The organism is Bradyrhizobium sp. LB13.1 (genome assembly GCF_054056815.1).
Genome location: NZ_JBSRYQ010000001.1, coordinates 1,990,341 through 2,006,864, shown reverse-complemented (window position 1 = coordinate 2,006,864; position 16,524 = coordinate 1,990,341). Strand labels below are relative to the sequence as shown.

Here is a 16,524-nt window from a genome sequence, read left to right as displayed (position 1 = left end):
GAGCATAACATTGTCGGGACCAGCCGCGGCCTCATGTCCGAGCAGCAGTTGTCGGATCTGAATACACAGCTGGTTCAGGCTCGGGCGGCAACGGCCGAGGCCAAGGCCCGCCTCGACCGGATCGAAGCGGTTTCAGATCAGGACCTCGCCCAGCCGACCGTGACGGACGCCCTCAACAACTCGGTGATTACGCGCCTGCGCGCCCAGTATCTCGACCTCGCGGCCCAATATGCCGATTGGTCAAGACGCTACGGCAAGACCCATCTTGCGGCGGTCAATTTGGCCAACAAGATGGAAGAGCTGCGCAAGAATATCGCGGATGAACTTCATCGGATCGGAGACGCCTATCGCAGCGATTATGAGATCGCAAAAAGCCGAGAGTCGTCTCTTGACAAGAACGTGAAAGAGCTCGTCGCCCAAGCCGGTCACACCGGCCAGGCGGAGGTCAAGCTACGCGACCTCGAAAGCGCGGCGGATACCTATCGCAATCTCTACAATAACTTCCTCGAGAAGTTGCAAAGCGCCACTCAAAATCAGAGCTTCCCGATCAGCGAGGCGCGCCTGATCAGTACCGCGACCAAGCCCGATCGCAAGAGTTCGCCGCGAACGCTCTTGGCATTGGTGGGGGGCCTGGTAGGTGGCCTCTGCCTCGGCTTCGGGGTCGCGTTTGCCCGCGAGTTGCTCAATGATGTCTTGCGCACCCCCGCAGAGGTCGAGGACGAGCTCGGCGTGAAATGCCTTGGCGTCCTGCCGGATATTCGGCCCACGACAAAGACACGTGGATTGCTTTCGACATCCGCGAAGACCGACGTTGCGGGGCTGTCCCGCTACGTCGTCGATCATCCTTTCTCCCGGTTTGCCGAAACGTTGCGCAATATCAAAGTTTCGATCGACGTTGCGCGCCTGACCAAAGAGATCAAGGTCATCGGCATTGTATCGTCGCTGCCAAAGGAAGGAAAAACGACGGTCGCGGCCAATTTCGCTCAGTTGATTGCCATGACGGGGCACCGCACCATCCTGATCGACGGCGACTTGCATACGCGCTCACTCACGCGGGAGCTTGCACCTAACGCCAACAGCGGATTGGTCGAAGCCCTCAATGATCCGACCGCCTTCGGCTATCATGTGCAACGAAGCAAGGAGACGGGCCTCGATTTCCTGCCCTCCATCGTTGCTACTCGCATGGTCAATTCGGCCGACGTCATAGCGTCGAGGGCGATGGCCGACCTGCTTACGGTGCTGCGGGAACAGTACGAGTATATCATCATCGATCTCGCCCCGGTGATGCCGGTGGCGGACTCCAAGGCTTTCAGCGTCCTGATCGATGCAATGGTCTATGTGATCGAATGGGGAGCGACCACGCGGACTGCGCTTCAGGAATCGGTTTCGGGATCGGAGATCCTTCAGAAAAAGCTGCTGGGTGCCGTTCTCAATCGCGCCAACCCGAAGATGCTCGGGCGTATCGAGGCGTATAAGGGTAAGCACCGCAACAGCTATTACGTCGAGCCTGCCTGACGCGAGGGGGCGCGGTCAGCGATCGCGCCCCTCCGGAGACGGTCATCTCACCACGAGTTCCCCGACAGACGCGCTGCCGGCCGGCTGCTGTTGCGATCCCCCGTTCCTCTCGGCCGAGCCACAGCGTCGCTCCAGGGTTAACCCGTGTTCAGGGCGCCGAATGGGTTAGCGGGCTCGATTCGGCTCGGGGTTCCCAGAAGCCGCGAGGACCAACCCGCAAAGGGATGCGGACCGCGGACAGATCTGCCCGTCCGCCTGATCGCCTGATCTCCGTATTCATCCGGAATCCACAAATTGCGATCCCTGCCGTAGCCCAAGGTATGCCATAGCCCAAGGCATGGGTTGACGAGGGTGATTACGGCGACAAGATAGAACCGTATCGTCGCCAGCTTCTCCTTGACGAAGCTTGGACCTGCCAGCCTTTTGGGCACCTTTTCTTCCGAGTTCCCTGGGGCTAATGTGAGCTCATACTCTTTGTTCTTTTCAGGTAGGTTCTGATGGTGATCGTGCTCATCGTCTTGAGCGTCTGGGTATTGCTCAACATCCTCTTCGTATTGATCGTGGTTCCCCCGCGCAGGCCGCGGCGCCAGCCGGCGACCACTCTCGCCCCTGCCCCGCTCGACCCAAATCGGCGCGAACTCGAGCAAGACGAGCCCTTCTCACTTCGCCACGTCGTCGCCTCGGTGGCAATGGGGGCATTCTTTGTTCTGGTGCCGCCGCTGCTCGCGTTGCGCGATGCAGTCGTCCGCCTTTTCGGGAAAACGCCAGGAAGCGGAAGCTAGGGGCATTCTGTGGCCCTGCGCTCTTCCTTTAAGGGTCTAATAGGCTTCCTGGAACATCACGGCTGAAGCCGTACGCGCCATGATCTTCAGATCCAGCCAGATGCTCCAATTGCTGACGTACCAGATGTCGTATTCCACCCTTTTTTCCATCAGGTCGATTGTCGGCGTTTCGCCCCGGAAGCCATTGACCTGAGCCCAGCCGGTCAGGCCTGGCTTCATGTGGTGGCGGTAGACGTATTTGCTGATGAGCTCGTCATAATAATTGTCATGCGCGAGCGCATGCGGGCGCGGCCCGACCAGGGACATGTCGCCGCGCAAGACGTTCCAAAGTTGTGGCAATTCGTCGATGCTTGTCATGCGAAGAAAACGCCCGAGCTTGGTGACCCGCGCATCCCGCTTGGTTGCTTGGGTAATCGTCTGCCCATTTTCGGAGACCGTCATGGTCCGGAATTTCCAGATCTCGAAAGGCTTGCCATTGAAACCGCGGCGCGACTGCCGGAAGATGGCAGTTCCCGGCGAGCCCAGCTTGACCAGTACGGCAACTGTCAACAACAATGGTGTGAGTATGAGGAGCGCCAACAAGGCGATTCCGATGTCGAGACAGCGCTTTTGCAAACGCTCGAAGATACTGAGCGGGGACCGCTGAATCTCCACGGCCACGGTTCCGCTGACCGGCAGGAACGGGCGCGACACGAGGTCAGCAATTGAATCGTCCGGCAGAAGGCGTACCGGCTGAGGCACCGCACGCAGGTAAGGTCCCAGTTTTCGAACCATCGGCAATTCGTTCCAATCGATCGCAACAAGATATTCGTCGACGTCCTCCTGACGCGACTGGCGAATGACGTCTCGTATCTGTCGCTCCCAATTGCCGTCGCCGTTGTCGATCCCAAGCACGAAGTGGCGCATGACGTCGAAGCCGTTCCGACGCAGATCCTTAAAGCGGCTCGAGGTGAAGTCGAGCGGCTTCAGGCTCAGCAAAATCACCTTCCGATCGACCAACCTGCTCCTGGCATAATTTGTCCCCAGTACGAACTGCCAGACAAAACGCAGACTGATCAATCCAGCGCCGCCGATTGCGGCGAAAATGATCACCGTGCCGCGGGATAGATTGTCCGTCGACTTCAGCAGAAATGCAGCGACAGCGAGGATCGTCAGCGACGCCAACCATATGAAGACGGCCTTGCGCAGCTGCCAGACGAGATCCAGCAAGCGGTGTGTGGCATAGACATCCTGGAAATACGCGACCGAGACGAACACAACGCCGACAATCAATCCGGCACCCATCGATGCTCCGTCGACCGTGGAAGCGATCGCAGCGCTATAAATCGCAGCTCCCGCGCCATAGCTGAGCAGGATCAGCAGAAAGTCAGCAGCAATGACGACGATTTGAAAGGGCCTCTGCAAAGCAGAGGCGCGCCTTGACGAGAGTGCACCTATATTTTCAGAGCCATAAGTTGCAACAGCCATTCGAACCTCTGTCATCGAGAGTACTTGACGTTGATCCGTGATGCTGAAGATCCGTCACTTCCCCGCCGCCAACCTGTTAAGTGATCACAGCGATATTGTGGCGCTGCACGCACAATTTTTGCGACGCAACTATGCGTCGCGGTTTGTCACGATTCCCGTCGCGTGTTGAAGATCGCGTCACAGTGCTGACATACGATCGAGCTCGATGCCCTATTTTGAATCAAGTTCCCATCGAACGAGTTGCGCGTTGTATGGTCAACCGCTCAGCTCACCCATCTTTGAAGCGTCCCGTTGAATCGATTACTAGAAATTCTAGAGATTGCGCTTTAAAGCTGTATCGGCAGAGGCCGTCGTCCGCCGGCATGCATCTTTCCAGCCGAGCGTTTGAGCAATGCAGCCCGGCGAAGGTGCCTGATTTACGCGGCGCGTGTCGACAAACCAGGCAGCAATCGAACGCCACGCCTTCGGCGCAATCGGGCTGTCAGAGAGGTGGGCTGTCTTTTCTGCTCCTTGCCCGCGGACCGACTTGACGAAATTATCCCCACCACTCCAGCGAGTACGCGCGCCATGGTATCTCTTGCCGTATCTCTTGCCCGATCTCGCCCGCCGATTCACAAGCCGCAACTGCCGGACGGCGTTCGGATCTACGCGATCTCAGATATTCACGGCTGCTCGCATTTGCTGCAGCCCATGCTGGGGGTGATCGACGCCGACGTCACCCGCAGTCGGCCGGCCCATGCGATCGAGGTGTTCATGGGCGACTATATCGATCGCGGTCCGAACACACGCTCCACGCTAGACATCCTGGTCGAACGAAGCCGGCGGGGAAACGCGGTCTTCCTCAAGGGAAATCACGAGGCGTTTCTGGTAAAGGTTTTCGAAGACCCGTCCTTGTTCGAAGATTGGATTCGCCTCGGCGGCTCCCAGACACTGATGTCCTATGGGCTCGCGCCGGATCTGACGCGCGACGATCCCGCGTCGATACTCCGCGATTTGATTCGCGCAATGCCTGGCGAGCATCTCGAATTCCTGGACGATTTGCGGCTTAGCTATACCTGTGGGGACTTCTTCTTTGTCCACGCCGGCGTTCGCCCGGGTGTACCTTTGGCCGAGCAACGAGAACACGATCTGCTCTGGATTCGCGAAGAATTTCTTCGGAGCGAAGAGCAGTTCGGCAAGTATATTGTCCATGGTCACACGCCGGTTCGTGCCGCCGAAGTCCTGGCGAATCGCGTCAATATCGATACCGGTGCCTACGCGACGGGCAATCTGACCCTCATGAGCATACAAGGCAGCCGGATGCTCGCGGTTTGACCAACCAGCAAAGGTTTGCTGATCATCGACGGTACGTAACGGGCTGAGGACTCACCTAGTTGAGCGTGAGCGACTTTTCCCGCCGTGGTCCCGTTTCGGCCATCCAAGCGCTCCAGGCTTGCTCATGCTTGGCGTAGAGCTCCAGCCACCGCTGCCCGGGCTTGTCCTGATCGATACGACGGTCAGTGCCTGGAAGGGTGTCGGGATTGTCCAACGTCTCGAACTCGATCGTCTCCGCAATCGTCAGACCGACAAGGACGCGCTGTCCGGCACCATCCACGATGTACCGTCGCGGAGCGTCCTTTCTAAGCTTGGTCATGTCGCGTGCTTCCTTTGCCGGAAGAATCGAGGTGCCGAGGTGTCGCTCCTAAAAGGCCCGTCGAGCATGACCGAACGCTGAGCTGGGATTCGGTCGGGCAATTCGGCCTGAGGTGCCGCAGGGATCGTTCGTGCTCGTTCGTTGGAGACGGCAGGCGCGAAGCGCATATCCTGAAATGAATCCAGCGCAGAAAATCAAAGCGGAGATAGATACAGATGCCATGCGAGCCGTCCTGAATGGTGGTACCCATCAAGAGCGAGTAGTGTGTCGACATCATGGTTCTCGATGACATCTGGCGCCGAAAGATTGCTCACGCCTGATCTCAACATGAGCAGCATCCAAGCTTGCCTTAGCGCAGTCTTCGGCCAGCGGCACCGATAGCTTCTGAAACCGGTGGTTGCTGCCGGGTCCGTTCGGTTCGAACCACACACTCCTTCCTCCGGCGCACCCGAAGAACGGAGTTCGCGGCCGTTCTACGGACATCCACACTTGCAACCTTTCAAAAGCCGTCGCATTATTTCTGGTCCATTTTGAGAGAGATCCATCCAATGAATGTCCGCACCTTTGCTCCGACCATTGCTCTTTCTGTTCTTGGCCTCACCTTGATGACGGCCGCAGCTCCGGCCGCGGAACTCACGCTTGCTCCGGCGCACCATCGGGCGGCCTACGTCCGAACCGGTTACGTGTTTTGGGATGGAGTCTACCCGCCTGCGGTCTATGGTCCCAATCTTCGTCCCGTCGAGGAAGTTGCGGCCATGAAGGCAGAAGCGCGACCCGTGTCGCAACGCTGGTGGGGGTATCGGTACGCTTGGTGAGCGGCAAAGCCGTTGAGCTGATAAATGCGTTCAACTCTGAACCGCCGCAACACCGGGCCACCGGTGGCGGCGGTTTTGCTGGACGTCCACGTGAGCCGATCAACAGTGATGATTGAATGAGCGGCCGCATGAAAATCAAAGCAGCCGCTACGAGCTTATGTATTTTTGCCGGCTGCTGGCTACAAGCCTACGCTGCGACCGCGGGTGAAATGCGTCTCCCGGCCCGAGCGCTTCGAGCTTGCTTCCGACACCGTGTATTGGACTGTTTCGATTCCATCCGGGACGGAGTGCCTGCAAGGTCTGCGCGGCAAAACCCAGCTCCTGAATGAAGTTAAACTGGTGGATGCGCCGAGTGCCGGCGTCGCGACGATCGCCGGCCCGTCGTTTCGCTACCAAGCGTCCTCGAGCCCGGGAACTGACCGGTTTCGCATTGCGGTGTCGGGCGAAAACCGGAGACAGCGCGGATCATCGATCATCATCGTGGACGTCACTATCAGGTAGCGTGATGTCGCTGCGAGAAGTTTTCGATACTCGCAAAGCTGCGAGTCCAAGCCTGTTACTTAAGGCCCCGCCATTTCGGTGGTGCCCCTCGTTCCCATGGCCGCTTGCCATCCGCGCCCCTGTCCCAAGGGCGGGCTGTCGGGGCGTTCTTCTCCTCCGAAGCCGCCCGCGCACGATCGGCCTGAACCTGTTCGCGATCGGTTATGGGTGCCTTCGGAGGGACCGGCTCGCTCTGCGCCAATCCAGATGTCGCAATGAGCAGCATCGCCAAAATGAATTTTTTCATCCCCGGCTCTAGCACAAGTGGCCGCGGGCTGTCCGATCTATCTATTCGCTACTTCTGGTCCTCGTTGCTGGTGCCTGTGCCTGGACTACCGATAGGCATACCATTCGAGGTATGCCCAGCTCCGGAGTTTCGCTGCGCCTGGGCGGCGGATGGAGACGTCCCATTTGCCGTCGGGGGCTGGACGTTCGGATTGTTCTGCGAGGCGGTGCTGTGATTGGCGCCTGTCGTGGTGCCTTGCGTTCCCATACCGGAGGGGCCCGAGGGCCCGGAATTGGCGCTGCTCGACGAGGTGCCTGTGCCCGCGCCGGAACTGGCCGCCGAGCCGGCGCCGGCGGCCCCTCCGCCTGCACCACCACCGCCACCGCCACCTTGGGCGAAGACCGGCGCGGACAGAGCAAAACATGTGAGTGCCACGAGTGCGGATTTTTTGAACATGGAGAAGCTCCCTTGGTTTGAGGGGCAATCCACGACCGACGGAGGAGTTCCTTTCGCTAGCGGCGATCGTCAACATCCGCGGCGATAAACGATAGGCGCTTCCGGCCCCAGTTGTTGATGAGAAGAACCTTCGCGCCAAGCTCTTCTTCGGTCCGGCTGCGTTCACTGCGCGGCCGTGTCAGCCAGGCATAAAAGCCACCCCGCGAGACACCGAGCGCCTCGCACAACCATTCCGCCGGCCAGATCCTTCGGTGCTTCGCAACGAAACCGAACTTCACGTCGATTCCTTCGCGAAGTAGGCCGCGGCTTTTTTAGGATGTCCCGTTCGGCTTTAAGCTTGATGACCTCGCGCTTCAGCTGCGCGATCTCCAGTTGCTCTGGCTTCATCTGACCATGGCCGGGGAATGCATGTTGCGGATCGTCCGCAAGCTGCTTCACCCAACTGCGCAACTGTGTCGGATGAATACCAAGGTCTTTGGACGCCTGCGCATACGACACGCCGCGCTGCTTGATCAGCCGCACGGCCTCAAGCTTGAACTCCCGCGTAAACTGCCTTCTCTCCATGACGCACCTCCTGCTCCATAAAACACCTAACTTGGTGTCTTCGGAACCGGGTGCAGCTCAGTTCAGGGGATTGAGCCTGTCACGTCTTGCGGCGAGGTGCTCGCAATGCAGCCCTGACAAATGACTAGCCTCGAGCTTAGCCGCCGGTCATTTTCGGCTTCAATCTCGTCATGGACGACCCACCAGGCGTCAGAGTAAGGTCGGATCGCCGCGAGCACTTTGTGGCGTTCGCTATTAGGATCAGCCGGTCGTTCTTTAGAAGCGCTTCGCACGAGCCTTTTTGCGGGAAGAAGGTTGGGATCTCGGCCTAATCCATCCCAGGCGAGGGAAGGATGTTTCGCCAATGGCGCGCTTGCGCAGCCCGCGAGAAGGACGGCGACGATCGTGGTTGTTACGAGCTGCTTGAACATCTGTCTGTATGCAAGCGGCAAGAGACACTAGGTTCCGCAAAGGGAACCTAAACAGAGTTGGTTATCGATCGGTTAACTTTCGGCCACCACCTGAGGCGATAAGCTCGCTCCCTCAGCATGAGGAAGACCATCAGGCCGCCCGATCCAGGAGCTCCGCGTCGAGGTCTGCAATGACATCCTCGAATGCGGAGATCGTTTGCTGAATGGCTGCAATCTTTTGCAGCTCGTCGTCACCAATCGGGCCGATGCGGTTCTGAAGCGCAACCACCATCTCTCATCGGCGCTCCTTCAGCTGGACGAGCGGTAATCCATGATCAGTCAGGTATCTCACGGGTGCCTCCTACGGTGACCTTCGACCAGTATATCGCCGCTCCGCTGAAGCGGCGATTCTGAGATCTGCTCAAATTGCGAGGTCTTGCTTTACTCTGGTCAGTGGTCAACAGGTGCATTACTTCGCCTTGGGGAGCATCGTCACCTCGTCCGCAAGACCTTGGTTAAGGTTGTAAACACGCTCTTTAGGCGCGGAGAGCGGGTCGGCTGTAGTCACCTCACTGTCGCAGTATCCTCTGGCTCTCCGAGACTGACTCAAGAACGGCAAGGCCCGTTGAACTAACAGATAACCCCGGCGAGTTGTATGCGGATTGATCGACGCTGTCCGCACTGCCCACTGCTCCGAAATCCAAAGCTCACTCGACGTCAAAGATGTTGAGACGAAGCCAAAGGCTATTTGGGGACGGGCTCCAACTGCGATTCGCCCGGCGCGCCGCACGGGGGTACGAAGCGGAGAAACGGCGCGCTCGTCCGTCCCAAGAAGGCAGCGAACCACTAGACGCGCGACAATAGTCTGCATTGGCCCATTGGTCTGGCCCATTTGAGCCGGCCGTCGCAACCAAAGATGAGCGGGCGGCTTGCTGCGTAAGTTTGACATACCCCCAAAAGCGCAGGGGTCTCCGATCAAACGCGCAACGTTTTCCTAGTCTGCTTTATTTTTCCCGCACTTAGCCGCCAGATGATCCAGACTCGAGAGACCAACTCTGTTTCGCGCACTCAGTCTCGCCTGCCGCCGTCGCTCTCGTGTTATTTCAAGGTAGACATTGCTGAAGAACACGAAAAGAATGACGGACCCAACAATTGCACTGCCGAGGATCGCAATGGCGGTCATGCTTCCCCCCTGTTCACACGAGCACTTCACTCACGAGGATGGGACGTCCAGCACACTTTAAATAATTCACACCCAATATTAAATAGTAAAAAATGATTGCGGCACAAATAAATCTGATTATCGGCATCATTCAGGACAGGTTTCAACCGACCTGAATCAGCGATCCATCGAGCGAACGAGACCGTGTCAGCAGCCACACGAGTAAATTTGCGACCGGTCGGGTCGTCGCAACATTCTCGTTGGCATCGAAGCCAATTGGGTCAGATACCGTGCCTCAATGCCGCACTCACTAAGCGCTGCACCGCTAAGGACATACAGATATCGCCGATAGCCATCGCAAAGGACTCCGGCGAAGAAAAATGTCACGTGCACGCTGCCATGACAGCGGAGCCCGCCGTCAGATCCGAAACCGAGGTCGCAGCGCGAGTTATCGGCCCGACAAATAGGCTTCATAGGCAAGCTTAATTCCATCCTCAAGTAAGGTGCGCGCGCGCCAACCGAGCTTCGCCAGACGGCTAACATCGAGCTGCTTGCGGGGCGTACCGTCAGGACGTGAGTGATCGAACGTCATCTCGCCGCGATAACCGACGGTGACGGCAACGACGCGCGCGAACTCGGCGATGGTGATGTCCTCGCCCGTGCCGATATTGACGAGCTCAGGACCAGAATAGGTCTTCATCAGATGCACGCAAGCATCGGCCATGTCATCGACATAAAGGAATTCGCGCCGCGGCGAGCCGGTGCCCCAGACAGCGACGCTTGTTGCACCTGTCAACTTCGCCTCGTGAAAGCGGCGAATCAGGGCGGCCACGACGTGGCTGTACTCGGGATGATAGTTGTCGCCGGGACCATAGAGATTGGTTGGCATCACATTGATGAAGTCAGAACCATACTGGCTGCGATAAGCTTCCGCCATCTTGATCCCAGCAATTTTGGCAATCGCATAGGGCTCGTTAGTGGACTCGAGTGGCCCGGTCAGCATCGAATCCTCGCGCAAGGGCTGCGCTGCGAATTTTGGATAAATGCAGGACGACCCCAGGAACATCAACTTTTCCGCGCCGTTGAGATGAGCAGCGTGGATGACGTTAGCAGCGATAGCGATGTTGTCGTAGATGAACTCAGCCCGCAGGGTATTATTGGCGACGATGCCGCCCACCTTGGCCGCCGCCAGAAAGACCACCTGCGGCCGCATCTGCGCAAACCAGTCGAACACCGCGGTCTGGTTGCGCAGATCGACCTCGCCGCGTTCGAGGGTGACGAGCCCCACGTCCTCCTGCACAAGCCGCCGCATCAGCGCCGCTCCAACCATACCACGATGGCCAGCGACGTAGACGCTCTTACCCTTCAGTTCAAACGGAGTGGCGCCCACCGACGACCTCCCGCTTCGCCGCTGCGAGATCGCTTGCCATCATTTCCCGCACAAGCTGCCCAAAGGTGCGCTTCGGCTCCCAACCGAGCTGTTCGCGCGCCTTGCTGGCATCGCCGACGAGGAGATCGACCTCGGTGGGACGGAAATAGGTGGGATCGATGCGAACGACCGTCTTGCCGCTCTTGCTGTCGGTGCCAGTCTCGTCGACTCCGTTGCCGCGCCATTCGATGCGACGGCCGACCTCGTTGAAAGCGAGTTCGACCATCTCGCGCACGGAGCGGGTCTCGCCGGTCGCGAGCACGAAATCGTCGGGCTTGTCCGCCTGCAGGATCAGGTGCATGCCTTCAACGTAGTCTCTGGCATGACCCCAGTCCCGCTTGGCCTCAAGATTGCCGAGATAGAGCGTGTCTTCCAGGCCTACCTCGATGCGTGCAACCGCGCGCGTAATCTTACGGGTGACGAAGGTCTCGCCGCGGATAGGGCTTTCGTGGTTAAAAAGGATTCCATTGCTGGCAAACATGCCATAGGCTTCGCGATAGTTCACCGTAATCCAGTAGCCGTAGAGCTTTGCTACGCCATAAGGCGAGCGCGGATAGAACGGCGTGGTCTCCTTCTGCGGGATTTCCTGCACGAGACCATAGAGTTCCGAGGTGGACGCCTGGTAGAACCGCGTCTCCTTCTCCATGCCAAGGATGCGGATGGCTTCAAGCAGCCGCAGCACGCCGATAGCGTCGGCATTCGCCGTATACTCTGGAGTTTCGAAGCTGACGCCGACATGACTTTGGGCGGCGAGATTGTAGATTTCGGTCGGCCTGATCTGCTGTACGAGGCGGATCAGGTTGGTCGAGTCGGTCATGTCGCCGTAGTGCATAAGGAAGGGCACGTCGCCGAGATGGGGATCCTTATACAAATGATCCACACGCGACGTATTGAAGGACGACGCCCGCCGCTTGATACCATGCACGGCATAGCCAAGCGAAATTCAGGTATTCGGCGAGATAGGAGCCATCCTGTCCGGTTACGCCAGTTATCAAAGCGACGCGCTTTTGCATGTCTATATCCTCATCGAAGAAATCCAGCGTTCGCGGAACCCAAATATTTGGCTAAGTGGCACGCTGGCACGATTTGCAATAGCCCTTCTTTTGGACACATCGGATGCCTCGGTCAACCCATGCACAACGGAAAGGTGAATCCGCCAACGCTGATCGGTGCCGGCAGCCGGGTTTCGCTAGTTGCCTCTCAATTACCTCGTAACCGAGACCTGCGATCAACGTAGTTAATTTGCGAAGCTATTGATTTCAGGTGCGTCGCCAATGCGATCGTCATTAGTCACTCGACGTATCCCCGGCGAAAAGGACTTTCGCCTGCGCGAGGCGTATCCGATCGAACCGACCATATAAGCAACGGCGGATCTAAGGTCTCGGCTGGATGGACTTTAAGTTCCTCGAGATGCATTGCGCTAGTGCGCCGGCGGAGATGCCGTCTATGCACAGGCACGGACGCGATAAGACCCGAGCGCCCGTGCAACGTTCCCAGAGCAGATCGTTAGCATGGAGGAACTCAACGAGGAGCGCGCCCCCTGTAAGCCGGCGTTTGACAATCGCCGACCTAAACCAGATGAAAATCGTAAGGATGCAAGCCAGCAAGTTGCATTCCCTCTAGAATGACAGAGCCCTCATGCGCTGTGATGACAACATTGTCTCCGCTTTGCACGGCGCTGGCCATTATTGCGTTGAAGTCGCTGAAAGTCGTGTGATCGAGTTGGATGACATCATGGCTTGCGCCAACAGTCTGGAAGTTAGTGATCACGTTGCTTCCAAAATTGCCCCGAAAGACAAAGACATCGTTATCCGCAGTACCGCTCATAACGTTGAGGGCCGGTTGCCCGACAGCTGAGTTGGGTTGTGCCTGGTGCCAATTTGCATCAAAAGATGTGACGGCTTGCGGATCTGAAATCGCAGCACCAGTCATTTTCCAGTTCGCATCGAAATAGGTCAGCGTGGTGCTGTGTCCTTCAACAGTAGCGATCTCCGCGCCAGTCACGGTCCACTTTGCGTCAAAGTAAATGGTCTGCGTAGTGACGCCGTTGATCGTCGATATTTCCGCTCCTGTCTGCTGCCACGCGCTGTTGAACTGAATAGTTGTAGCGCTATTCGCATCCACGCTCGTTATATCGGCGCTAGTTACCTGCCAGTTTGCGTCCAAATGAACCGTCTTGGCTTCATTGCCATTCACAGTGACGATGTCGGCCTTTGTTTGGTGCCAACTGGCATCGAAATACATCGTCGTGGTGCTCGCTCCATCAGCAGCGGAAACCTCGGCACTGAGCATATGTCCGCTCGTGTCTAAGTGGATTGTCTTGGTGGTATTTCCGTCGATGGTGACAAGATCAGTCGATCTCGCTGTACCCAGGTTATCGATATGAACGACCGAAACCGCTGAAGGATTACCCGACCAAGCTGTATTGACTGTAACGTCGAGTTCCGCAGACGCCACACTGACGTTGCCGGCAGCGTCGGTTGCTTTGGTGGTAAATGCGTGAACCCCATCGGCCAGCGTGCCGGTCGCAAGGCTCCAGGCGCCGCTCGCGGTCGCGGTCGCGGTCCCGATCTGCGTCGCGCCGTCAAAAACCTGGATCATGGTCCCAGCCGCCGCCGTTCCCGTCAGTGTGACATGGTTGACATTGGTGATGCCGTCGCCCGCCACTGCGCTGTCCGGGGAGAACGAGGCCACCGTCGGCGCCGAAGGGGCCGCCGTGTCGATCGTCACGGTCAGCGCTTTGGACGCCGCACTGATATTGCCGGCCGCGTCCACCGCCTTGCTGGTGAAGGCGTGGCTGCCATCGGCCAGCGTGCCGGTCGCAAGGCTCCAGGCGCCGCTCGCGGTCGCGGTCGCGGTCCCGATCTGCGTCGCGCCGTCAAACACCTGGATCATGGTCCCAGCCGCCGCCGTTCCCGTCAGTGCGACATGGTTGACATTGGTGATGCCGTCGCCCGCCACTGCGCTGTCCGGGGAGAACGAGGCCACCGTCGGCGCCGAAGGCGCCGCCGTGTCGATCGTCACGGTCAGCGCTTTGGACGCCGCACTGATATTGCCGGCCGCGTCCACCGCCTTGCTGGTGAAGGCGTGGCTGCCATCGGCCAGCGTGCCGGTCGCAAGGCTCCAGGCGCCGCTCGCGGTCGCGGTCGCGGTCCCGATCTGCGTCGCGCCGTCAAACACCTGGATCATGGTCCCAGCCGCCGCCGTTCCCGTCAGTGTGACATGGTTGACATTGGTGATGCCGTCGCCCGCCACTGCGCTGTCCAGGGAGAACGAGGCCACCGTCGGCGCCGAAGGGGCCGCCGTGTCGATCGTCACGGTCAGCGCTTTGGACGCCGCACTGATATTGCCGGCCGCGTCCACCGCCTTGCTGGTGAAGGCGTGGCTGCCATCGGCCAGCGTGCCGGTCGCAAGGCTCCAGGCGCCGCTCGCGGTCGCGGTCGCGGTCCCGATCTGCGTCGCGCCGTCAAACACCTGGATCGTGGTCCCAGCCGCCGCCGTTCCCGTCAGTGTGACATGGTTGACATTGGTGATGCCGTCGCCCGCCACTGCGCTGTCCGGGGAGAACGAGGCCACCGTCGGTGCCGAAGGTGCCACGGTGTCGATCGTCACGGTCAGCGCTTTGGACGCCGCACTGATATTGCCGGCCGCGTCCACCGCCTTGCTGGTGAAGGCGTGGCTGCCATCGGCCAGCGTGCCGGTCGCAAGGCTCCAGGCGCCGCTCGCGGTCGCGGTCGCGGTCCCGATCTGCGTCGCGCCGTCAAACACCTGGATCATGGTCCCAGCCGCCGCCGTTCCCGTCAGTGCGACATGGTTGACATTGGTGATGCCGTCGCCCGCCACTGCGCTGTCCGGGGAGAACGCGGCAACCGTCGGTGCCGAAGGTGCCACGGTGTCGATCGTCACGGTCAGCGCTGCGGATGCCGCGCTGATGTTGCCGGCCGCGTCCACCGCCTTGCTGGTGAAGGCATGGCTGCCATCGGCCAGCGTGCCGGTCGCAAGGCTCCAGGCGCCACTCGCATTCGCGGTCGCGGTCCCGATCTGCTTCGCGCCATCAAACACCTGGACCGTGGTCCCGGCTGCCGCCGTTCCGGTCAGCGTGACGTGGTTGACATTGGTGATGCCGTCGCCCGCCACTCCGCCGTCCGGGGAGAAACCCAAGATCGCTGGCGCTACTTGAGATACTGCGACAGTTAACGGCACACTGGATGAAAGAAGGCTCTTCGTGCCTGCCACATCCACTTCAATTGCAGCAAAGCTGTGAGCTCCATTGCTCAGCGGTCCCGTCGTGAACGTCCACTTTCCGGAGGCATCTGCCGTTGCCGTTCCAACTTGGCCGTAGCCATCGAATATCTGAAGGGTGGCGTTGGAAGCTGCATGTCCGACGATCGTGACATGACCTGAACTCGTGGTGCCTCCAACAATGTTACTATCGCTCGAAAATTCCCAAGACGGAGGGCGCCAAATGCGCGAAAATGGCCTCCATCGTCGCCGCACCCCATCCTGCCTTGGGATCAATGCTTAATGAATCAGTGACCGGCCACCACGAGTTCTTCCCGGAAGGATCGGCGTAGACGTAGTTCCACACAGTACTGGACACGCCGGCAGCTTGCAGCTGACTGAGAGCGTTGTTTAGTACAGCAGTCCAGTTTGGATCATTGCTCGGAACGCCGAGTTCGCCCACAAATCCCTGGTAGTTATTTGCTTGCAGCCAACTGAGGAACGGCTGAAGGTCCTGCACTCCGACATTTGGAGTAGCTCCCTGCTGCGCGTAGGTTTGTGCGTATTGTCCGCTACCGTTAGAATCGAAATACTGATGCGCCTCGTAGATTATTTTGTTGGCGGGATCAGTGATGTGAAGGTTTGCGTTGTAGACCAGCCAATTCGCGGCACTCGCCCACTGATAGCCCTCGACGTAAACCGGAGTCTTCATATCCGCCGCTCGGATAGCGTCGACCGCCGCCTGTGCCGCTTGGGGCCAGATCGTCGAACTCCCCATATTGTTGGGCTCGTTCATGATGTCGTACCCGGCCAAGCCAGCATGGCCGTTTAACTGGCTTGCTAGCGCGTTCCAGAAACTCGCAAACGCTGAGACAGGAACAGCGGAGGATCCGATGACCGAAGAATCTGGAGCGTCAGGGGCGACAATGCCGTAGTTCGCAGCAGCATCTGCTGCATAGTTAAGATTGTATCTACCATAATTGTGAAGGTCGATAACTACTTGAATGCCGCGTGCGGCAGCTTCACTTAAGACGTTCTCCAGACCTGACAGGTAGGTAGGATCAAGGGGACCGTTCAGCGTGGGCTGCATTCGCTCCCAACTGATTGGCAATCTGATCAAAGTGACACCTTGGTTGGCAAGGTAGTCAAGATCAGTAACACCTACGAACGGCATCCATGAATATTCTGCACCGCTCACATTGACGCCAACCGTAGCCATCCTCAGCTCCATCCCCTCAGGGCCTGACAGATTGAACTCTGCAGACGCCACGAGTTAGTAGCTGACGAATTCGCAATGTCAGGATATTCTCAGCGCTAAGATTTTA

At 58.6% G+C, this 16,524-nt stretch carries 11 protein-coding genes and 2 pseudogenes; 5 read left to right on the top strand and 8 right to left on the bottom strand.

Translation table 11 applies throughout. The annotated features are described in order from the left end of the window. The first annotated feature begins 33 nt into the window (after window positions 1-33). Both ACVWYI_RS09410 and ACVWYI_RS09405 read left to right on the top strand, forming a co-directional pair. Window positions 34-1,515: an AAA family ATPase gene (locus tag ACVWYI_RS09410; RefSeq protein ID WP_456661783.1), complete on the top strand. Its 1,482-nt coding sequence runs from the start codon at window positions 34-36 to the stop codon at window positions 1,513-1,515. 497 nt (window positions 1,516-2,012) lie between these two features. Beyond that, on the top strand, window positions 2,013-2,297 hold the full coding sequence (locus tag ACVWYI_RS09405) for a hypothetical protein (protein WP_456661782.1): 285 nt from the start codon (window positions 2,013-2,015) through the stop codon (window positions 2,295-2,297). A 36-nt stretch (window positions 2,298-2,333) separates the two neighbouring features. Here ACVWYI_RS09405 and ACVWYI_RS09400 read toward each other — a convergent pair whose 3' ends face one another. Beyond that, window positions 2,334-3,764, bottom strand: a complete 1,431-nt coding sequence (locus ACVWYI_RS09400; RefSeq protein WP_456661781.1) for an undecaprenyl-phosphate glucose phosphotransferase — start codon at window positions 3,762-3,764, stop codon at window positions 2,334-2,336. A 40-nt stretch (window positions 3,765-3,804) separates the two neighbouring features. Between ACVWYI_RS09400 and ACVWYI_RS09395 the strand changes: the two genes are divergently transcribed. Further along, window positions 3,805-3,933 (top strand): hypothetical protein, encoded by a 129-nt coding sequence (locus tag ACVWYI_RS09395; RefSeq protein ID WP_456661780.1) that lies wholly within the window; start codon window positions 3,805-3,807, stop codon window positions 3,931-3,933. A 398-nt stretch (window positions 3,934-4,331) separates the two neighbouring features. Then, entirely contained in the window at window positions 4,332-5,078 is a 747-nt protein-coding gene (locus tag ACVWYI_RS09390) for a metallophosphoesterase family protein (protein WP_456651145.1), read from the top strand. A 55-nt stretch (window positions 5,079-5,133) separates the two neighbouring features. Here ACVWYI_RS09390 and ACVWYI_RS09385 read toward each other — a convergent pair whose 3' ends face one another. After that, the gene (locus ACVWYI_RS09385) at window positions 5,134-5,397 is read right to left on the bottom strand and encodes a hypothetical protein (protein ID WP_247448005.1); all 264 of its coding nucleotides are present in this window, start codon (window positions 5,395-5,397) and stop codon (window positions 5,134-5,136) included. A gap of 1,019 nt (window positions 5,398-6,416) precedes the next feature. Between ACVWYI_RS09385 and ACVWYI_RS09380 the strand changes: the two genes are divergently transcribed. Continuing rightward, window positions 6,417-6,713, top strand: a complete 297-nt coding sequence (locus tag ACVWYI_RS09380) for a hypothetical protein (RefSeq protein WP_456661779.1) — start codon at window positions 6,417-6,419, stop codon at window positions 6,711-6,713. A gap of 846 nt (window positions 6,714-7,559) precedes the next feature. On the opposite strand, the pseudogene ACVWYI_RS09375 reads toward ACVWYI_RS09380, so the two are convergent. The 6 genes and pseudogenes from ACVWYI_RS09375 to ACVWYI_RS09350 form a co-directional block, all read right to left on the bottom strand. After that, window positions 7,560-7,998, bottom strand: a pseudogene (locus tag ACVWYI_RS09375) (transposase); the annotation flags it as partial. A gap of 540 nt (window positions 7,999-8,538) precedes the next feature. Then, window positions 8,539-8,679 (bottom strand): hypothetical protein, encoded by a 141-nt coding sequence (locus tag ACVWYI_RS09370; RefSeq protein ID WP_456661778.1) that lies wholly within the window; start codon window positions 8,677-8,679, stop codon window positions 8,539-8,541. A 1,318-nt stretch (window positions 8,680-9,997) separates the two neighbouring features. Then, entirely contained in the window at window positions 9,998-10,939 is a 942-nt protein-coding gene (locus ACVWYI_RS09365) for a GDP-L-fucose synthase family protein (RefSeq protein ID WP_456661777.1), read from the bottom strand. Further along, window positions 10,920-11,991, bottom strand: a pseudogene (gene gmd, locus ACVWYI_RS09360) (GDP-mannose 4,6-dehydratase). The gene ACVWYI_RS09365 and the pseudogene gmd overlap by 20 nt, the downstream one beginning before the upstream one ends. Window positions 11,992-12,547: 556 nt before the next feature. Beyond that, the gene (locus tag ACVWYI_RS09355; protein ID WP_456661776.1) at window positions 12,548-15,475 is read right to left on the bottom strand and encodes an Ig-like domain-containing protein; all 2,928 of its coding nucleotides are present in this window, start codon (window positions 15,473-15,475) and stop codon (window positions 12,548-12,550) included. Beyond that, window positions 15,408-16,418 (bottom strand): glycoside hydrolase family 5 protein, encoded by a 1,011-nt coding sequence (locus tag ACVWYI_RS09350; RefSeq protein WP_456661775.1) that lies wholly within the window; start codon window positions 16,416-16,418, stop codon window positions 15,408-15,410. Before ACVWYI_RS09350 ends, ACVWYI_RS09355 begins: the two co-directional genes overlap by 68 nt. Window positions 16,419-16,524 lie beyond the last annotated feature (106 nt).

Excerpts from the sequence above, each read along its gene's own strand:
- ACVWYI_RS09370 (WP_456661778.1), bottom strand. The coding sequence starts at position 8,679 with ATGGTGGTTGCGCTTCAGAACCGCATCGGCCCGATTGGTGACGACGAG.
- ACVWYI_RS09395 (WP_456661780.1), top strand. The coding sequence starts at position 3,805 with ATGCTGAAGATCCGTCACTTCCCCGCCGCCAACCTGTTAAGTGATCAC.
- ACVWYI_RS09350 (WP_456661775.1), bottom strand. The coding sequence starts at position 16,418 with ATGGCTACGGTTGGCGTCAATGTGAGCGGTGCAGAATATTCATGGATG.
- ACVWYI_RS09400 (WP_456661781.1), bottom strand. The coding sequence starts at position 3,764 with ATGGCTGTTGCAACTTATGGCTCTGAAAATATAGGTGCACTCTCGTCA.
- ACVWYI_RS09390 (WP_456651145.1), top strand. The coding sequence starts at position 4,332 with ATGGTATCTCTTGCCGTATCTCTTGCCCGATCTCGCCCGCCGATTCAC.
- ACVWYI_RS09405 (WP_456661782.1), top strand. The coding sequence starts at position 2,013 with ATGGTGATCGTGCTCATCGTCTTGAGCGTCTGGGTATTGCTCAACATC.
- ACVWYI_RS09385 (WP_247448005.1), bottom strand. The coding sequence starts at position 5,397 with ATGACCAAGCTTAGAAAGGACGCTCCGCGACGGTACATCGTGGATGGT.
- ACVWYI_RS09410 (WP_456661783.1), top strand. The coding sequence starts at position 34 with ATGTCCGAGCAGCAGTTGTCGGATCTGAATACACAGCTGGTTCAGGCT.